At 70.3% G+C, this 18834-nt stretch carries 18 protein-coding genes; 8 read left to right on the top strand and 10 right to left on the bottom strand.

Annotation, left to right across the window (positions count from 1 at the left end; all coding sequences use genetic code 11):
* A complete protein-coding gene (locus tag LY40_RS22985) occupies positions 1-1047 on the bottom strand; it encodes an NAD(P)/FAD-dependent oxidoreductase (protein ID WP_372497769.1) in 1047 nt (348 codons plus the stop codon).
* Between the two features lie 214 nt (positions 1048-1261).
* Between LY40_RS22985 and LY40_RS22990 the strand changes: the two genes are divergently transcribed.
* Positions 1262-2659, top strand: coding sequence for a class II fumarate hydratase (locus LY40_RS22990; RefSeq protein WP_183783178.1), 1398 nt, complete (start codon positions 1262-1264; stop codon positions 2657-2659).
* A gap of 44 nt (positions 2660-2703) precedes the next feature.
* On the opposite strand, the gene LY40_RS22995 is transcribed toward LY40_RS22990, so the two are convergent.
* Together LY40_RS22995 and LY40_RS23000 are read right to left on the bottom strand one after the other, a co-directional pair.
* Positions 2704-3522, bottom strand: coding sequence for an ABC transporter permease (locus LY40_RS22995; protein ID WP_258938113.1), 819 nt, complete (start codon positions 3520-3522; stop codon positions 2704-2706).
* Positions 3519-4490: an ATP-binding cassette domain-containing protein gene (locus LY40_RS23000; RefSeq protein ID WP_258938114.1), complete on the bottom strand. Its 972-nt coding sequence runs from the start codon at positions 4488-4490 to the stop codon at positions 3519-3521. The genes LY40_RS22995 and LY40_RS23000 overlap by 4 nt, the downstream gene beginning before the upstream one ends.
* A 99-nt stretch (positions 4491-4589) precedes the next feature.
* Here LY40_RS23000 and LY40_RS23005 point away from each other — a divergent pair, with 99 nt between their 5' ends.
* The gene (locus tag LY40_RS23005; protein WP_183783173.1) at positions 4590-5333 is read left to right on the top strand and encodes a TetR/AcrR family transcriptional regulator; all 744 of its coding nucleotides are present in this window, start codon (positions 4590-4592) and stop codon (positions 5331-5333) included.
* Positions 5334-5345: 12 nt separating this feature from the next.
* Here the strand turns inward: LY40_RS23005 and LY40_RS23010 are convergent, their stop codons facing one another.
* Positions 5346-5924 (bottom strand): TetR/AcrR family transcriptional regulator, encoded by a 579-nt coding sequence (locus LY40_RS23010; RefSeq protein ID WP_183783171.1) that lies wholly within the window; start codon positions 5922-5924, stop codon positions 5346-5348.
* Between the two features lie 171 nt (positions 5925-6095).
* Here LY40_RS23010 and LY40_RS26445 point away from each other — a divergent pair, with 171 nt between their 5' ends.
* The 3 genes from LY40_RS26445 (at position 6096) to LY40_RS23025 (ending at position 9080) form a co-directional block, all read left to right on the top strand.
* Complete coding sequence (locus tag LY40_RS26445) at positions 6096-7172, top strand: DMT family transporter (protein WP_258938115.1); 1077 nt, start codon at positions 6096-6098, stop codon at positions 7170-7172.
* Positions 7073-8548 carry an ATP-dependent DNA ligase gene (locus LY40_RS23020; RefSeq protein WP_258938235.1) on the top strand — a complete coding sequence of 492 codons (1476 nt, stop codon included), beginning with the start codon at positions 7073-7075 and terminating at the stop codon, positions 8546-8548. The genes LY40_RS26445 and LY40_RS23020 overlap by 100 nt, the downstream gene beginning before the upstream one ends.
* Positions 8549-8621: 73 nt before the next feature.
* Positions 8622-9080, top strand: coding sequence for a GNAT family N-acetyltransferase (locus LY40_RS23025; protein ID WP_258938116.1), 459 nt, complete (start codon positions 8622-8624; stop codon positions 9078-9080).
* A 69-nt stretch (positions 9081-9149) separates the two neighbouring features.
* Here the strand turns inward: LY40_RS23025 and LY40_RS23030 are convergent, their stop codons facing one another.
* The 3 genes from LY40_RS23030 to LY40_RS23040 form a co-directional block, all read right to left on the bottom strand.
* Positions 9150-9911 (bottom strand): SDR family NAD(P)-dependent oxidoreductase, encoded by a 762-nt coding sequence (locus tag LY40_RS23030; RefSeq protein ID WP_258938117.1) that lies wholly within the window; start codon positions 9909-9911, stop codon positions 9150-9152.
* 34 nt (positions 9912-9945) lie between these two features.
* Complete coding sequence (locus LY40_RS23035) at positions 9946-10944, bottom strand: acetamidase/formamidase family protein (RefSeq protein WP_258938118.1); 999 nt, start codon at positions 10942-10944, stop codon at positions 9946-9948.
* Positions 10945-11089: 145 nt separating this feature from the next.
* Positions 11090-12478: an MFS transporter gene (locus LY40_RS23040; protein WP_183783163.1), complete on the bottom strand. Its 1389-nt coding sequence runs from the start codon at positions 12476-12478 to the stop codon at positions 11090-11092.
* Positions 12479-12566: 88 nt separating this feature from the next.
* On the opposite strand from LY40_RS23040, the gene LY40_RS23045 reads away from it, so the two are divergent.
* On the top strand, positions 12567-13103 hold the full coding sequence (locus LY40_RS23045) for a winged helix-turn-helix transcriptional regulator (protein WP_258938119.1): 537 nt from the start codon (positions 12567-12569) through the stop codon (positions 13101-13103).
* Positions 13104-13322: 219 nt separating this feature from the next.
* Here LY40_RS23045 and LY40_RS23050 read toward each other — a convergent pair whose 3' ends face one another.
* Positions 13323-13760, bottom strand: coding sequence for a VOC family protein (locus LY40_RS23050; RefSeq protein ID WP_183783159.1), 438 nt, complete (start codon positions 13758-13760; stop codon positions 13323-13325).
* Between the two features lies 1 nt (position 13761).
* Positions 13762-14364, bottom strand: a complete 603-nt coding sequence (locus tag LY40_RS23055) for a DinB family protein (protein WP_183783157.1) — start codon at positions 14362-14364, stop codon at positions 13762-13764.
* A gap of 61 nt (positions 14365-14425) precedes the next feature.
* Here LY40_RS23055 and LY40_RS23060 point away from each other — a divergent pair, with 61 nt between their 5' ends.
* Both LY40_RS23060 and guaB1 read left to right on the top strand, forming a co-directional pair.
* Positions 14426-15409, top strand: a complete 984-nt coding sequence (locus LY40_RS23060) for a helix-turn-helix transcriptional regulator (protein WP_183783155.1) — start codon at positions 14426-14428, stop codon at positions 15407-15409.
* A gap of 48 nt (positions 15410-15457) precedes the next feature.
* On the top strand, positions 15458-16906 hold the full coding sequence (guaB1, locus tag LY40_RS23065; RefSeq protein ID WP_183783153.1) for a GMP reductase: 1449 nt from the start codon (positions 15458-15460) through the stop codon (positions 16904-16906).
* 157 nt (positions 16907-17063) lie between these two features.
* Here guaB1 and phoH2 read toward each other — a convergent pair whose 3' ends face one another.
* Positions 17064-18458 (bottom strand): RNA 5'-3' helicase PhoH2, encoded by a 1395-nt coding sequence (gene phoH2 / locus LY40_RS23070; RefSeq protein ID WP_183783151.1) that lies wholly within the window; start codon positions 18456-18458, stop codon positions 17064-17066.
* Between the last annotated feature and the right edge of the window lie 376 nt (positions 18459-18834).

Below are 18834 nucleotides of genomic sequence, written 5' to 3' on the forward strand. Positions count from 1 at the left end.
TCAGCCGCTGGAGTGGCCAGGGAAGAGGTGGGCGGACGGGTCGAGTTCGACGGCGATGTTGTTGATCGCGGTGGCCGCCTCGCCGAAACCCGTCGCGATGAGCTTGACCTTGCCCGGATAGGCGGCGACGTCGCCCGCGGCGTAGATCCTCGGGCGCGCCGTCGTCATGGTCGAGTCCACGCTGATCGCACGCTGGTGGATCTCCAGTCCCCAGTCCTCGATCGGCCCGAGATCGGCGGTGAAGCCGAGAGCCGCGACGACCGTCTGGGCGGGCAGCACTTCCGGCCGGATCTCCTTGGTGTCCGGGTCCTTGATCTCGAGTGACACCTCGGCGAGCACACCGTCGGCACCGGCGCGCAGTTCGACGACCTCGGCGTCGGTGATGATCCTGATCCCGGCCTCGCGCGCCTCCCGGATGATCGACTCCGCCGCGCGGAACTTGGCTCTGCGGTGCACGAGCGTCACACTGCGGGCGACCGGGTGCAACGCCAGCACCCAGTCGAACGCCGAGTCACCGCCGCCGACGACCACGACGTCCTTTCCCGCGTGTTCGTCGAGCGCGGGGACGAAGTGCACCATGCCGTTGCCGAGCCAGCCGTCGCCCGCAGGCAGCGGGCGTGGGGTGAACTCGCCGATGCCCGCCGTGATGAGCACGGCCCTGGCACGCACGGTTTCCGCACCCGCCTCGCCGTCGAGGGTCATCGTCAGCCGCTGACCGTCGTCGTCGAGGGCGTGCGCCTTGCGGCCGAGCAGATACCGCGGATCCCACTGGTTCGCCTGCTCGACGAGGCCTTTCACGAGGTCACGCCCGCGGACCCCGGGGAACCCGGCCACGTCGTAGATCATCTTCTCCGGGTACATGGCCGTGACCTGGCCGCCGGCTTCGGGCAGGGAGTCGACGATCGCCGCGGACAGTCCGCGGAACCCCGCGTAGTAGGCCGCGAACAGCCCGGTCGGGCCCGCACCGACGATCAGCACGTCGACATCGGTGGTCTCCGTCGGTTCCGGGGAGTTGGTCGGTTCGGGGTTCTCCGTCGGTTCGGCCATGGGGCGCACCGCCCTTTCCGCCGTTGATGGCTGAAGCGCTCCCTTGATCGTAATAGCGTGACACCGGTGTTGTGATCGCCGCTACATTCCTCGCGACACCCGCGGGCCCGACTCCCGTGCGCCACCGCCGACACACCGCCTGTCACGTCCCCGTCCCGGCGACGTGCCCGACGACACCGGGCACGTCCGGCCGCTGTGGGAGCAGACTGGGGACATGGCAGAGCAGGAATTCCGGATCGAACACGACACGATGGGCGAGGTCAGGGTCCCGGCCGAGGCCCTGTACCGCGCACAGACGCAGCGGGCGGTGGAGAACTTCCCGATCTCCGGCGGAACGCTGGAACGCGCGCAGATCAGGGCGCTGGGGCTCCTCAAAGCGGCGTGCGCCCGGGTGAACGCCCGCCTCGGGGTGCTGGACGCCGAGACGGCGGCGGCCATCGCGAGCGCGGCAGACGAGGTCGCCGAGGGCCGGCACGACGACCACTTCCCCATCGACGTGTTCCAGACCGGTTCGGGCACGTCGTCGAACATGAACGCCAACGAGGTCATCGCCACGCTCGCCTCGCGCGCCCTCGGTCGCGACGTGCACCCGAACGACGACGTCAACGCCTCGCAGTCGTCGAACGACACGTTCCCGACCACCATTCACGTCGCCGCGACCGAGGCAGTGCTCACCGACGTCGTCCCGGCGCTGGAACACCTGGCCACGACGATCGAGCAGCGCGCGGCCGAGTGGTCCGACGTCGTGAAGTCGGGGCGCACCCACCTGATGGACGCCGTGCCGATCACGCTCGGCCAGGAAGCCGGGGCGTGGGCCTCGCAGGTCCGGTTCGGAATCGAGCGCCTGCGCAGTGGTCTGCCGCGGCTGGGCGAACTGCCCATCGGCGGCACCGCTGTCGGCTCGGGGCTCAACGCTCCCTCCGGGTTCGGCTCGGCCGTCGCCGACGAACTCGCCAAGGTGACCGACCTGCCGCTCGTCGAGGCGCGCGATCATTTCGAGGCACAAGCCTCGCAGGACGGCGTGGTCGAGACCTCCGGGCAGCTGCGGACCGTTGCCGTGTCGCTGAACAAGATCGCCAACGACCTCCGCTGGCTCGGCTCCGGGCCGCGCACGGGCCTGTCCGAGCTGGCGCTGCCGGATCTGCAGCCGGGATCGTCGATCATGCCCGGCAAGGTCAACCCGGTCATCCCGGAGGCGACCCTGCAGGTGGTGGCGCAGGTGATCGGCAACGATGCGGCCGTCTCCTTCGCCGGCTCGCAGGGGAACTTCCAGCTGAACGTGAACCTGCCGGTGATCGCGCGCAACGTGCTGGAGTCCGCGCGACTGCTGTCGGCCGTGGCGCGGCTGCTGGCCGACAAGGTCTTCGCGGGCCTGACCGTCAACACCGAGCGCACGCAGGCATACGCCGAGGGGTCGCCGTCGATCGTGACGCCGCTGAACGCCTACATCGGCTACGAGGAGGCGGCCGCCGTGGCCAAGCAGGCCCTCAAGGAACTGAAGACGATCCGTGAGGTCGTGATCGAACGCGGCTACATCGAGCAGGGTAAGCTCACCGAGACCCAGCTCGACGAGGCCCTCGACGTGCTCGGCATGGCACGCGGCGGGAAGTGATGCCCGGGGTGGGGCCGCCCGGTCGAGGCGGCCTCACCTCTGCGTCAGCGGCGGAGCCGTCGCCAGGTTCCCGCGGCCAGCGGCAGGAAGACCGCCGTCAGCAGGACGGGCCAGATCACGGCCGGCCACGGCGCGGCGCTGCCGACCCACGAACTTCCCGCGCCGGGAGCGCCGAGCAGGTCACGCACCGCGGCGACGGTGCCGGTGAGCGGGTTGACCTCGGCGACCACGCCGAGCCAGCGCGGCATCGTGGCGGTGTCGACGAACACGCCGGACAGCATCAGCAGCGGCCACACGGCGACCTGCACCGCACTCACGGCCTCCTGACTGCGCACCCGCAGGCCGACGAACATGCCGATCCACAGCATCGCCAGCCGCAGCAACACCAGCAGTCCCACCACGGCGGCCCACGCGGGAAGGCCGGCTTCGGGACGCCAGCCGAACAGCAGCCCGGCGACGACGACCACGGCCAGTCCGACCATGGAGTTCAGCAGATCGGCCGCGCACCGCCCGGTGAGCACGGCCGCGCCGGACACCGGCAGCGAGCGGAACCGCTCGGTCACACCGCGGGACGCGTCGAGCGACACGGCCGTCATCGTGGAATCCAGTCCGAAGAACATCGTCACGGCGAGCATTCCCGGCATCACGAAGTCCACATAGGACCCGCCGGTCGACTGGCCGAGCGCCCCGCCGAGCAGTCCGACGAACATCGCCAGCACGAGTACCGGGAACAGCCAGCCGAACACGATGACGCCGGGTCGGTTACGCCAGTGCTGCAGCTCCCGCAGGCTCATCGTCGCGACGTCGGCGAGTCCTTGGCGCAACCCATCCCCTGTCGGGGACGCCGTCGAGGTCGTCGTCATGCGAGCACCTTCCCTTCCGCGCCGGAACCGGTCAGTTCGAGGAACGCGTCGTCGAGCGTGGGTGTGCGGATCGCGACGTCGGCGAGGTCGATCCCGGCGTCCCGTACGGCGCCGACGACGTCCGCCAGCGCACGGCCGCGGTCGGTGACCGGCACGCTCACCCTTCCGTCGACGACGTGGGCCTCACCGCTCGCGAACGGGCGCACGAGGACGGCGACCCGGTCGGCATCGGCGTGCACGGCCGGGGCCAGTTCGAGCCGGTCGTCTCCGACGCGGGCCTTCAGCACAGCCGGCGTGCCCTCGGCGACCACCCTGCCGTTGGCGACGAGAGAGATGTGGTCGGCGAGCCGGTCGGCCTCCTCCAGATACTGGGTGGTGAGCAGCACCGTCGTGCCACGGGACGAGAGGTGCCGTACCGCGTCCCACACGTCCCGCCTGGCGGCCGGGTCGAGTCCGGTGGTGGGCTCGTCGACGAACAGCACCTCCGGTGCCACGAGCAGGGCAGCCGCGAGGTCGAGTTTGCGGCGCATCCCGCCCGAGTAGGCAGCCAGCCGTTTGCCCGCGGCATCGGCCAGTCCGAACCGCTCCAACAGCTCGTCGGCCCTGCGGGCTGCTCCGGCTCCCGACAACCGGCCGAGCTTGCCGAACATGACGAGGTTCTGCCTTCCGGTGAGATCCTCGTCGACGGCGGAGTACTGGCCGACCAGACCGATCCGGGCCCGCACGGCACGGCCGTCGGTACGCACGTCGTGCCCGGCCACGCGCATGCTTCCCGAGTCGTGCTCCAGCAGCGTCGTCATGATCCGGATCGCGGTGGTCTTACCCGCGCCGTTGTGGCCCAGCAGTCCGTGCACGGTTCCGCGGTCGACCGTGAGGTCGAGGCCGTCGAGTGCAGGTGCCGCGGCACCGGGATACGCCTTGCGCACACCGACCGCCTCGACGGCGGGTGTACGCGCATGTTCCGACATCTACCCCTCCAGATTTTCGTACGGCTTACCGTACAGCGTACGTCACACCGTACGGTAGGTTGCCGACGAAAGGCAAACGCCAGCCGGAAGGAACCCGACGTGGCCAGAGGAACGCCGGTCGCCGACCTGACGCGCAGCATCTATCTGCTGTGGGGACACCACCCGAAACCCGGCCGCTCGGGGCTCACCGTCCCCGCGATCGTGGAGGCGGGCACCGAGCTCGCCGACGCCCACGGACTGGCCGCGGTGTCGATGCGCAAGGTCGCCGAGCATCTGGGCGTGGGCGCGATGTCGCTGTACGGCTACGTCCCCGGCAAGGAGGACCTCACCGCGCTGATGACGGACGCGGCCTACGGCGAGCTGTACGACGACGTCACGGCGCCCACCGAGGCGGGGAACTGGCGCGAGGCGATGCGGTTCGTCGCACGCCGCAACTGGGAGCTGTACGAGCGGCACCCGTGGCTGCTCGAGGTGCGCTCACCCCGGCCGGACCTCGGCCCCGGCGTCGTCGGCAAATACGAGGCCGAACTGCGCCCGCTCGACGGAATCGGACTGTCCGACGTGGAAATGGACAGCGTGCTGGCGCTGATCCTCGGACACGTCGCGGATTCGGCCCGCACGCACGCACAGCACGTGCGGGAGAACACCGGCATGACCGATGTCGAGTGGTGGGACACCGTCTCGCCCGTGCTGGATCAGGTGATGCGGGGCGAGAACCTCCCCGTGTCCGGCCGCGTCGGCGCGACGGTCGGCACGGAGTTCCAGGCCGCCACGGACCCGGAGCACAACTTCACCTTCGGCCTCGAAGTCATCCTCGACGGCGTGCAGGCACGCCTCGACTGACACCGAGGCGTCTCACAGGGCGGCGTCGAGCAGCTGCCGTGCCGCGTCCCTGGCGCCGGCCACCGCCCCGGCGACGACGTCCAGCGAAGCCGCCACCGCGGCACCTTCGAACAGCATGAACAGGGACGCCGCGAGCTTGCGCGGGTTGCGCGCGCCCGTGTCACGCACGAGCTGCCGCAGATAGTCCAGCACCCACTGTTTCTCGTCGGCGATCGCCGGGCGCGCGGGATGATCCGGATCGGGCAGCTCGGCCAGCGCGTTGACGAACGCGCAGCCACGCGGATTCTCCGCGGCCATCCACGATTCCAGGGCATCGAACATCAGCAACACTCGCCGCCGGGGACCGAACCTGCCGGGTTGTTCGACGATCGCGGTCACGTGGTCGCGCCACCGAGCGTCCCTGCGTTCGAGATAGAGCCGGACGATGGCGTCCTTCGAGCCGAACCTGTCGTAGAGCGTCTTCTTCGTGACCCCGGCCTCGGCGGCGATCATGTCCACGCCGACCGCGTGGATCCCCTTGTCGTAGAACAGTTGCTCCACGACCTCGAGCACCCGCTCGGCCGCGGGTGTCATCGCCTGCTGCTCGGTCATATCTGAATCCTATGCGGCCGCGCGGAGCGCGCCCGGTTGGGCGGTGGTGGGAGACGCGTGGGCGTACACCACCGTACACCGCGACGGCCTCCTTGACGGTAAACAGATCGGTATAGTACGACTAGGTATACCGGTCAGTTTACTCGCGTCGGCCAATCCCGAGGAGGATTCGTGGGAACGTCACGTACCGACACCGGACTCGCGGTGGGTTTCGTACTGCTCTGGAGTTCCGGTTTCATCGGCGCGACGATGGGCACCGCCCTCGCGAGCAGCGCGACGCTGCTGGCGTGGCGGTTCGCCGCGGTGACCGCACTGCTGGGCCTGTGGTGGCTGGTATTTCGCCGTCGGCGTATCCCACTGCGCGACCTCGGCGTGCACGCACTGCTCGGCCTTCTCACCCAGGTCGGCTACCTGTCGGGTGTCGTGTGGTCGGCCGAGTTGGGCGTGCCCGCCGGCACCTCGGCCCTGATCGCGGCGCTGCAGCCGATCGTCGCGGCGGCACTGTCGGGCCCACTGCTCGGCGAACACACCTCCGCGACGCAGTGGCTCGGCCTCGTTCTCGGACTCGGCGGCGTCGCGCTCGTCGTGTCGGGCGACCTCGCGGGCAGCGCTCCGGCCCTCGCGTACACGCTGCCGCTGCTGGCGATGCTCAGTCTCGTGGCAGGCACGTTCGCTCAGCGCAGGCTCCCCTCCCGCCTCTCGCTGCCCGAATCGCTGCTGATCCAGGCCGCGCTGTCGGCCGTGGTGTTCCTGTCCGTCGCCGGCTTCACGGGCGAGACGGCACCGCCGATGTCGGGCGAGTTCTGGTTCGCGATCGCCTGGCTGGTGGTGCTGTCGACGTTCGGCGGCTACGGGTTCTACTGGGCCGTCGCACGGCGTGGGTCGGTCCGCCGCGTGTCCACGCTGCTGTACCTGACCCCGCCGACGACGATGCTCGCCGCGCTGCTGATGTTCGGCGAGCCGGTGACGGTCCAGGGCCTGGCGGGTCTCGTGGTCTGCTTCGGTGCCGTACTGCTCGCGCTGCGCTCACCACGCGAAATGTCGGCCCCGCGCGCGACGATGGAGCCATGCACCGAGACTCCGTGCACCACGAAACCCGGCCCGCCGACTCCTTGCGCCTCGACGACGTCGTCCGCGCCTCCGGCGAGCTGGCCGCCACGCGATCACGCAAGACCAAGGCCGCGGTCCTTGCGGACGTCCTTGGCCGCGCAGCGACGGGCGAGCTCGCGCCCACGGTCGCGTTCCTGACCGGCACACCCACGCAGGGCCGCATCGGCGTGGGGTGGCGAACTGTGCGTGACCTGCTGGGACGGCCCGCGGATACGGCCACCCTGAGCGTCACCGACGTCGACGCGGTCCTCGGCGAGGTGGCCGCCACGACTGGCAGCGGATCAGCCTCCCGTCGCTCCGAGCTGCTCTCGGACCTGCTGAGCCGGGCCACCGCCGGCGAGCAGGACTTTCTGCTGCGCCTGCTCACCGGCGAGCTCCGACAGGGCGCACTGGAGGGCGTGATGATCGAAGCCATCGCGTCGGCCACCGACGTCCCCGCTGATCTGGTTCGCCGCGCGGTGATGTTCTCCGGTGACCTGGCCACGACCGCAGCGGCGGCGGCCGCAGGCGGGCAGGAGGCGTTACTGGCCTTCGGCCTCGAACTCGGACGACCGGTTCGACCCATGCTCGCCTCCCCCGCCGATTCGCTGGACCAGGCCGTCGACGGCATCGCCGAACCGATCGTCGAATACAAGATGGACGGCGCGCGCATCCAGGTACATCGCGACGGCGACGAGGTGCACGTCTACACCCGCACGCTGCGCGAGATCACGCGGCATGCGGCCGAACTCGCCGATCTCGTACGCGGTCTGCCCTGCACGTCGGTGGTTCTCGACGGGGAGACGCTCGCGCTGACCGACGACGGCAGGCCGCGGCCGTTCCAGGAGACGATGGCGCGCTTCGGCAGCACGCGGGAGGAGCAGGTCAGGGCGTTGCTGCTGCGACCGTACTTCTTCGACTGCCTGCACCTCGACGGCACCGACCTGCTCGACGTGCCGCTCCGCAGCAGGCGGGAGGCACTTCACCAGGTCGCGGGCGAGCACGTGGTCCCCGGCGAGATGGCACCGGCCGACGCCGCGGCACTGCTGGAATCGTCGCTCGACGCGGGACACGAGGGCGTCATGGTGAAGGACCCGGACACCCCGTACGCCGCAGGCAGGCGAGGGCGTGCGTGGCTGAAGGTGAAACCGTCGCACACGCTCGACCTCGTCGTCCTCGCCGCAGAATGGGGCCACGGCAGACGAACCGGTTATCTGTCCAATCTGCACCTCGGCGCGCGTGACCCGGAAGGCGGCGAACCGATCATGGTCGGCAAGACGTTCAAGGGGCTGACCGACGAGCTCCTGGCGTGGCAGACCCGCCGTTTCCCCGAACTGGAGCGAGGCAGCGACGACTGGACGGTCCACTTGCGACCCGAGCTGGTCGTGGAGATCGAATTGGACGGGGCGCAGACGAGCACCCGCTACCCCGGCGGCGTCGCACTGCGGTTCGCGAGGGTGGTGCGCTACCGGCCGGACAAGGACCCCGCCGAGGCCGACACCATCGAGGACGTGCGCGCCATGCTGCGCGGCTGATCACCACCGCCGTCGACGGAGCCCCGGCGAAACTCACTCGCACGGCGCGGCCGGTGCCCGCTACCGTCCCGCCATGACCTCGGCAGCGTTTGTCCCTGACGGCTTCGAACCTCCCACACCGCTCGTCACGGACTCGTTCCGCCTCGAACCACTGGGGCCGCAACACAACGAAGCCGACCACGCAGCGTGGACCTCCAGTATCGACCACATCCGGGCGACGCCGGGCTACCCGGACGGCGACTGGCCACCGCTCGAGGGGATGTCGCTCGAAGCCAACCACGAGGACCTGGTGCGGCACGCCGCCGACTTCACGAACCGCGTCGGGTTCACCTACACCGTCCTCGAGCCGGCAGGTGATGACGTCATCGGCTGCGTCTACCTGTATCCCACGTCCGTCCCGGACCGCGACGTCACCGTCCAGTCGTGGGTGCGGGCGGACAGGGCCGAGCTCGACGACCGGCTGGCCGAGGCGGTCGCCACCTGGCTCGCCGCCGAGTGGCCGTGGCAGCGCGTGGACCGCTGCGGCCGCTGAGCACGGTCGCCTGCCCCCGCCCGGCGTGCGCAGCGGCTCGTCGTCCCGCGAGTGTTCTCGACGGCAACGTCAGAGCTGGACACCGCGGGTGAGCGCGCCGTCCACGACGAGGTTGGTGCCGGTGATGTAGCTCGCCGCGGGGCTGGCCAGGAACGCCACGGCCTTCGCGACCTCGTCCGGGGTGCCCATGCGGCCCGTGGGATTCAGCGACAGGGCGTACTCGAAGAGCTCGGGATTGTTCTCCTCGTTGCTCGCCCAGATCCCGCCCGGGAAGTACGTGTTGCCCGGGGAGACGCTGTTGGCCCGAATCGGTTTGTCCGCGAGCTGGTGGGCCAGCCCTTGGGTGTAGTGCACGATCGCCGCCTTGAACGTGCCGTAGGGACCTGCGGCGAAGTCCACCTCACGCCCGGACACGCTCGAGATCGTGACGATCGAGCCCGCACTGCTGCGTTCCAGGTACGGCATCGCGGCGTTCACCGTGCGGACCGTGTGCATCATGTCGACCTGGAAACTGGTGTTCCAGTTCTCCTCCGAGTCCGGGATCGCGAGCGCGCTGACGTTCGCCACGACGATGTCCACCCCGCCGAGCTCCTCCGCACTGGACTCGACCCACCTGCCGATGCTGTCGGCGTCGGCGACGTCCACGACGCTGCCCGTCGCGGTGTACCCGCTGCCCTGCAGATCCGCGACCGTCGCTTCCACATCGGACTTCGTGCGCGCACACAGCGAGACAGCCGCTCCTTCGCCGGCGAGCGCGCGGACGGTCGCGGCACCGATTCCCTTGGTGCCGCCGGTGACGAGCGCCTTCAGTCCGTCGAGTCCCAGGTCCATGGGTCGTCCTCCATATCGTCGCGGTATCCGGGCCTCACAGGTTCGCTGCACGCTCCCGCAGGCTGCGGTGCATGGCTTCGTAAGGGGCGGCGGTGGGCAGCAGGCTCTTGGCGAGCTTCGTGGCCGCGCTGTAGTTGGCGTCGCACACGTTCGCCAGCGGCGACTCGCTGATCTGGGTGACCAGCTGATAGCCGTCCATGGCGTCGAGGCCGTACAACTCGCCGAGCCAGCGGATCATGTCGACCTGGCTCGCGCGCCACGCGTCCTCGAGCGGCCTGCTCGAACCGATCACGGTGAGATACTCGTCTGATTCGATCCGGGGCCACGCCGGGCCGCCACCCTTGATCAGGTCCACCAGCAGCGTCACGTGCATGGCACCTTCCACCGCCGTGCCACAGGATTCGCCCTCGCCCTGCCGGTAGTGGCCGTCTCCGACGGAGAACAACCCGCCGTCCACATTGACTCCGAGATAGCACGTCACGCCCGGCTTCATCTCCGGCGTATCCATGTTGCCGCCGAAGACGTCCGGCACCAGCGACGAGCGAGCCTCCCCCGCGGCGGGTGCCACACCGACGGTGCCGAGCATCGGGGCAAACGGCAGTTCCAGCGTCAGGTCCGTGGACTGGGCGGCGAACTCCACGGTGCCGCGGTCGCTGTTCACCTCGTAGATCCACGTCTTCTCGGGTAGTGGTTCCTGCAGCAACGCCGTGCGATCCGTGCCGGTCAGTCCGCCGAACAGCGGGATGGTCGTGGACGCGCCCCAGCCTCTCGCCGGCGTCAGGTCCACGATGTGCAGTGCCAACGTGTCCCCCGGCTCGGCTCCCTCCACGTGGAACGGTCCCGTCTGCGGGTTCACGTACGGCATGTTCAGCGAGGCGCTGGGAAGGTCCGTGACGTCGCGCAGCCGACCGCAGAAGGCGTCGTCGGTCCACAGGCGCAGCAGCGTTCCCGGTTCGATCCGGTGCGTCGGCGGCACGCCGCCGAACGTCCAGGCGTACTGCTCCGGCTCCGGCGTGAAGTCGACGACGTCCACAGGACCTCCTTCGATCGAGCCGCCCCGTCCCGGCGCGTGCCGTACGCCCCTTCCTAACGCACGACACCCGCCGAGGCCAGCCACAGCGCGAGCCCCGGCGGGCGAGCGGCCGGGTGGACGGCCCCGAAGGCCCACCGGATCGGTCTCATCCCGGGGTTCGCGCCGACGCACTCCGGGACAGCGCCAGCACGACGGCCGCCCCGACGAGGGAGAGCGTTCCGGTCAGTACGGCCACGTGGTTCCAGCCCGACAGCTGGGCGGCGAGGTCACCGGCGGGAGCGGCGGCGAGCACACCGACGACGGTGACTCCGATAGACGCACCGACGTAACGGGTGGTGTTGTTCATCCCGACCCCGACGGCGGCGCGTTCGGGCGGAACCGTGGCGGTCGCCTGCCGCCCCAGACCGGCGTTGAGGACACCGGTGGCCACGCCGGCGACGAGCAGACCGGGAACCAGACGCGCACCGGTCGAGCCCACCTCCAGCCCGGTGAGTAGCAGCAGGCCGACACCCGTGACCCCGAGACCGATCGCCAGCTGCGCCGTTCCGCCCAGCCACGCGGCCAACCCGCGGCTGAGCACCGCGGAGACAGCGCTCGTGCCGGACCAGAGCACGAGCAGGGCGCTGGCCTCGAAAGTCGTCATCCCCATGCTGGTCACGAGGAACGTGCAGGCGAACGACAGCAGGGCGATCACACCGGCACCGGTGGCGGTCGCCGCGACCGTCGCGGCCACGAAGTCGCCTCGGCGAAAGAGACCGAAGTCCACCATGGGTGACCGGCCGCGGAACTGGCTGATCGTGAAGGCCACCAATGTGACCACCGCACCACCGCCGCAGATCAGGGCCGGGGCGAGACCGCCCTGGCGCGTTTCGACCAACGCGACCAGCCCGAGTCCGAGCCCGCCGGTCAGCAACGCGGCGCCGAGCAGGTCCAGCCGTCTGCCCGCGATCACCGCGGTCTCGGAGAAGCACCACCGGGCGGCGACGGCGATGCCCGCCCCGGACACGGCGAGCAGCCAGTAGGGCACGTGCCACAGCTCGACGAGGTCGAACAGGCCGGTCAGCAACGGGCCGAGCGCGATGCCCAGCCCCATGCTGGCGCCCCACCAACTGGCGGCGGTCGATCGGGCCGCGGCGTCCCCCGTCACCGCGGCCACGAGCCCGAGTCCGGTCGCGATCAGCCCGGCCGCGCCGACGCCTTCGACGACTCGCCCCACGACGAACTGCGTCGCCGTGGTCGCAGTGGCGCAGACCACCGAACCTGCCGCGAAGATCCAGGCACCGAGTGTGAAGACCCTGCGACGGCCGGACTGGTCGGCAAGCGCGCCTGCCGTCAGCAGACTCAACGCCAGACCGGTGCTCATCGAGCTCAGGATCCACAGGGTCGCCCCGGACGGGGCGGCCACCGCGGCGGTGACCGTCGCCGCGTTCCCCAGTGGGCCCGAATAGGCCAGCATCGCCACGAACGTGCTCAGCGACGTCAGCGCCAGCGCCGCGGCGAACGACCCACGTGCACCGCCGGTGCCCTGGGGCATGGAAGGACGAAGATTTGGTCTGCTCACAAGACCACGATGACACAGGTTTGGTCTGGTGAACAGACCGACCCGTCGGTACGATGGTGGCGTGGCACTGGGAACCGGATACGACCAGCAGGCCTGTCACCTCGCTCGTGCGCTGGAAGTCGTCGGCGAACGCTGGACCCTGCTGATCCTGCGCGACTGCTTCTACGGCGTGCGCCGCTTCACGGACCTGCGCGAGCACCTCGACATCTCCCGAGCCGTACTCACCGACCGGCTGGACACCCTGATCGAGCACGGCGTGCTGATCCGCGAGGACTCGGACGGTCATCCGGAGTATCTGCTCACCGAGGCCGGCCGGGCGCTGTGGCCCACGATCTTCTCCCTGTCCAAATGGGGTGAGCGGCACACGAGCGGACCGCACCCGGCCCGGCTCTTCAGCCACGCGACGTGCGGCACCGACATCGACGACGTCGGGCGATGCCACACGTGCGGCGAGGTCCCCGACCCCGAGGACCTGGTCGTGCGGCCCGGCCCCGGCACGAACGCGATGCGCCGCAGCGACCGGGTCGCCCGCGCCCTGGAACGTCCCCATCGCATGCTGACCCCGATCACCACCGCGGCCGGCCCGATCACCGGGTGACCGGGCGTCCCGCGTTCGCCGACCCGAGCGGGCCGCCGCGCGTGGCACACCGTCGGCGGCACGGCCGGACCACTCGGACGCGCGAGCCCGGCAGCGACCGGCCACAGTGGACACGGTCGACATGACTGCGGCCGGCTAATCCGGGGTATCGACCCACGAGACGGCCTGTTTCGCCCCTCGGGACACGCCCCTCGGGATACCGTCGCCGACGGTCACCCGTCAGTCCAAACAGAACTCGTTACCTTCGGGATCGGTCATCACGATCCACCCGGCGCCGAGCGGCGGGGCCGGCTCGAACCGTTCGAGCCGCTTCGCACCGAGCACGACGAGCCGCTCCGATTCCTGCTCGAGCGCGGCCATCCGCGGTTCCCCTTCGAGACCCGGCGCGGCGCGTACGTCGATGTGCAGCCGGTTCTTGCCCGCCTTCTCCTCCGGCACCCGTTGCAGGAAGATCCGCGGACCCTCGCCGTCCGGGTCGACGATCGCGTTCGCGTCGTTCCACCGCTCCTCCGGCACGCCCATCGCGGCGAGCGCCTCGTTCCACGTCGCATGCCCGCCCGGTGGATCCATCTGCCGGTAGCCGAGCACCTCCGCCCAGAACGTGCCGAGGGTTTCCGGGTCCGCGGCGTCGATGGTGATCTGCAGGTGTCGTGCCATGTCAGCGCTCCGTGTGCAGGTAGAGATCGCGCAGGAGCGCGACCTCGGCGAGGTGGTGGATGAGTTCCCGGTGGATGTGGAGGACGAGCCTGGCCATCGAGCTGCCGGCGAACGGGCCCTCGGCCGGACCGCACGGCTGCGCGAGCCCCTCGTCGCCCAATGCCTCGACCCCGCCGACCCACGTCGCGTACTCGGCGTCGAGCTGTGCCAGCGCACCCTCGGCCGTCTCGGCGTACTCGAACGCGGCGTAGTCGGTGGGAGTGCGGCCGAAGTGCGCCGCATTGCGCATGGCGAGGACGCCCACGATCACGTGCCCCAGCCGCCAGGCGATCGTCGTCACCGGCTCGGGTTCGGGCGGCGGAGCGGCGAAGTCGATGGTCATCGCACCGGAGCCACCCTGGATGGGTGCACTACTCGTGCCCCGCGGCCGGACGTTCCACGCGCCGGGAGCGGGCTCCCAGAAGTACTCGTCGTCGGTCAGCCCGCCCAGGCGCGGCCGGAGCTGGTTGTCCCAGTGCCACGTGATCTGATCCCGCAGCACGGCGTTCCACGTACCGGCTGCGTGCCGGATCGTGGGGTCGCTCGTGAATGTCGATTCGGTCATGACGCCAGTCTCGCGTGAAATGCGGACAGTTGCCGTCCGCAATGTGTGCCAGGATCCGGACATGACCGTCGAGGGGACCACCGAACGGGTATTGCGACTTCTGGAGCTGCTGCAACGCAGGCCCGTCTGGACCGCGAGCGAACTGGCCGCCGAACTCGACGTCACCAACCGCTCGGTGCGCCGCGACGTCGAACGCCTCCGTGCACTCGGCTATCCGGTGCAGGCCACGGCGGGTGTCGGCGGCGGGTACCAGCTCGGCGCGGGCACCCGCCTTCCGCCGCTGTTGCTCGACGACGCCGAGGCGATCGCGACCGCCGTGTCCCTGCGGATCGCGTCCGGCGGCACGGTCGCGGGCACCGGCGAGGCCGCGCTGCGGGTGCTGGCCAAGCTCGACCAGGTGATGCCTCCCCGCCTGCGCAGCGAGGTCCGCGCCGTGCACACCGCGACCGACACGCTCGTCGCCCCCGGAGCCGAGGTCGACCCCGACATCCTGCTCACCCTCGCCAGGGCGTGCCGCGACACCGTCCGCGCCCGGTTCGGCTACACGACGATGCGCGGCGACGCCGGAACCCGCACGGTCGAACCCGTGCGCATGGTCGCCACGAGCCATCGCTGGTACCTCATGGCGTGGGACGTCGACCGGGACGACTGGCGCACGTTCCGCCTCGATCGCATGCACGACGTGGCCGCCACGACCTGGCGTTTCCACCCGCGTGAACATCCCGACCCCGTCGCCTACGTGCAGGAATCGGTGACGGCCTCGCCCTACCGCCACACCGCGCGCGTACGCGTCCATGCGAGCGCGGACCGAGTCGCCGCCTACGTGCCGCCACAGGCCGCCCGCGTCACCCCGGAGACCGGCGAGCAGCCCGGGACCGGTGAGCGCTGTCTGCTCGTCTCGGGAGGTGACGACCTCGACCTGATCGCCCTGCACCTCGCCCGGCTCCCGTTCGACAGCGAGATCCTCGGACCGCCCGAGCTGCGCGAGGCCGCCGACCGCCTGGCCCGCAGGCTGTCCGGCATGGCAACGGCACCGGGTGACTGAACAGGTACCACCCGCTTTCGGCCGCCGTGTCCAGTACGCTGGAGTCTCGTGCAGTTTCTCGATGGCCACGGGCCCGCTCACGACCTGACCTACGACGACGTGTTCCTCGCGCCGAACCGCTCGGCGGTGGAGTCCCGTTTCGACGTCGACCTCTCGACGGCGGACGGCACCGGCACGTCGATCCCGCTCGTCGTCGCCAACATGACCGCGGTCGCAGGCCGCCGCATGGCCGAGACGGTCGCCAGGCGCGGCGGCCTCGTCGTGCTGCCGCAGGACGTCGACCCGGCCGCCGTCGCCGACATCACGTCCTGGGTGAAGAGCCGCCACGCCGTGTGGGACACACCGCTCGTGCTCACCCCCGGTGACGCCGTGGCCGACGCGCTCAACCTGGTCGGCAAACGCGCCCACGGCGCGGTCGCGATCGTCGATTCCGACGGCAAGCCCGTCGGAATCGTCGACGAGCAGGCGTGCACCGGCGTCGACCGCTTCGCCCGCCTGGGCGAGATCATCGACGAGAACGTGCTGACGTGCCCGATGGACACGCCTCCTCGCGAGGTGTTCGAACGCGTCCAGGAACACGGTGGACGGCTCGCACTGGGCGTCGACGACGAGGGCAGGCTCGCAGGCGTGCTCACGCAGGTCGCGGCACTGCGGGCGGGTATCTACACGCCCGCGACCGACGACGCGGGCCAGCTGCGCATCGCGGCAGCCATCGGCGTGAACGGCGACGTCCCCGCCAAGGCGGAAGCCCTGCTGAAGGCGGGTGTCGACGTGCTCGTCGTCGACACGGCGCACGGCCACCAGGAGAAGATGATCGCCGCGCTGAAGGCCGTCCGGTCGGTGCTGCCTGCCGGATCGACGGTGCCGATCGTCGCGGGCAACGTCGTCACGGCTCAGGGCACGCGCGACCTCATCGAGGCGGGCGCCGACGTCGTCAAGGTCGGTGTCGGGCCGGGCGCGATGTGCACCACGCGCATGGCGACCGGGGTCGGACGGCCGCAGTTCTCCGCGGTGCGCGAGTGCGCGGAGGCGGCACGGGCGCTCGGCAAGCACGTGTGGGCCGACGGCGGCGTACGGCACCCGCGCGACGTCGCGCTGGCGCTCGCGGCGGGCGCGTCGGCAGCGATGGTCGGCTCGTGGTTCGCCGGCACGTACGAATCCCCCGGCGACCTGCGCTACGACGAGCAAGGAAGGCCGTACAAGGAGTCGTTCGGCATGGCTTCGAAACGTGCGGTGAGCGCGCGTACGCGGACCGACAACGGCTACGAGCGTGCCCGCAAGAGCCTGTTCGAGGAGGGCATCTCGTCGTCGCGGATGGCCCTGGACCCCACGCGGCCCGGCGTCGAGGACCTCATCGACTCGGTGACGGCCGGTGTGCGGTCGGCGTGCACCTACGCGGGCGCGACGAGCCTGGAGCAGTTCCACGAGCGCGCCGTCGTCGGCGTCCAGTCCGCGGCGGGCTTCGCCGAGGGCCGCCCCCTACCCGGCGGCTGGTGACGTGAAGTGACGTGCCCCCAAGGGCACTTTGGTTTCGTTGAACGCGACCAATCTTCCCCTCGCACCCCGCGGCCACGGTGCTGGAAGCGAGGGGAAGAAAAGTCGCACTGAGTGCAACCATGGTGCCCTTGGGGGCGTGAGAACGGGCGGACGTGGGTCAGCCGTGGTACTCGAGCATCTCCGTCACCAGGGCGGCGATGGGTGAGCGTTCCGAGCGCGTCATCGTGACGTGCGCGAACAGCGGGTGGCCCTTCAGCTTCTCGATCACCGCCGAGACGCCGTCGTGCCTGCCGACCCGCAGGTTGTCACGCTGCGCGACGTCGTGGGTGAGCACCACCCGCGATGCCGACCCGAGCCGCGACAGCACCGTGAGCAGCACGTTCCGCTCCAGCGACTGCGCCTCGTCGACGATCACGTACGAGTCGTGCAGCGACCGCCCGCGGATGTGGGTCAGCGGCAGCACCTCGAGCATGCCGCGGTCCAGCACCTCGTCCACGACTTCCTGGCTGACCAGCGCGCCGAGTGTGTCGAACACCGCCTGTGCCCAGGGCTGCATCTTCTCGTTCTCGGACCCGGGCAGATAACCGAGGTCCTGACCACCGACCGCATACACCGGCCGGAACACGACGACCTTGCGGTGCATCCCGCGTTCCAGCACCGCTTCGAGTCCGGCGCACAGCGCGAGCGCCGACTTGCCGGTACCGGCACGGCCGCCGAGCGAGACGATGCCGACCTCCGGGTCGAGCAGCAGGTCGAGCGCAATCCGCTGTTCGGCGGAGCGGCCGTGCAGCCCGAACGCCTCGCGGTCGCCGCGTACGAGCTTGACCTGCTTGTCCTGCGTCACCCTGCCCAGTGCACTGGACGTGCCGGCCAGCAGCCGCAGGCCGGTGTGACAGGGCAGTTCGGCCGCGTCGGGCACACCGAAGTCGGCGAGGTCGGCCGAGCCCTTCGAGAACATCTGGTCGATGGCCTCCTGGGGCACGTCGAGGTCCGCGGTGCCGGTCCAGCCGGACGGCGTGACCTCCTCGGCGCGGTACTCGTCGGCGTCCAGCCCCACGGAACCGGCCTTGACCCGCAACGGGATGTCCTTGGTGATCAGTGTGACGCCACCGTCGCGCTCGTTCGACAGGTTGAGCGAGCACGCGAGGATGCGGTGGTCGTTGGCCTCGGTGCGGAACCCTGGCGGCAGCACCGTCGGGTCCGAGTGGTTCAGCTCGACGTGCAGGGTGCCGCCCTGCTCGCCGATCGGCACCGGGGCGTCGAGCCTGCCGTGCTTGCGTCGCAGGTCGTCGAGCAGCCGGAGGGCCTCGCGCGCGAACCAGCCCAGCTCGGGGTGGTGCCGCTTACCTTCGAGTTCGTTGATCACCACGATCGGCAGGACCACCGGATGCTCGGCGAACCTCGTCATCGCCCACGGGTCGGACAGCAGCACCGACGTGTCGAGCACGAAGGTCCGGGGCTGACCTGGGGATCCTGCGGCGTCGGGGTCGAAGCCCGAGGCGCCGGTGGTAGCGGGGCCGGAGGCATCTTGGGGCGAACGCTGCGCAGTCACGACGGCATCTCCCTCAGGGGCGTTGGCACCACGCCCGCACTCGCTGGGCCGGGCACTGCCCTGGCTGGTCGCTGATCCGACGCCGGAAGCGTCAGGTCACACGGCCACGAGGGCCCGGTGCCGGCCCCCTCGTGTGCTTGAACGGCTTCGCCGTCCGCTGTGTCACTGCCACGACCAGGGCCTCCCGCGACGAACCACATCGGTTCGTGGTCCGTCACCCGCGAAACTACCGCCGACCGTCAATAAACGCAGGCATCCAGCCAGGTGATTCACCGATTTGTCATGTCGCCGCCGGACACGGGACACACGCGCCCCGTGACTCGCCACCGAAAGTCACGAAACCCGGGTACCGGCACTGCTTTCTTCACTGGGAAAG

Source organism: Prauserella salsuginis (assembly GCF_024648885.1).
In the GTDB taxonomy this organism is placed as follows: domain Bacteria; phylum Actinomycetota; class Actinomycetes; order Mycobacteriales; family Pseudonocardiaceae; genus Prauserella; species Prauserella salsuginis.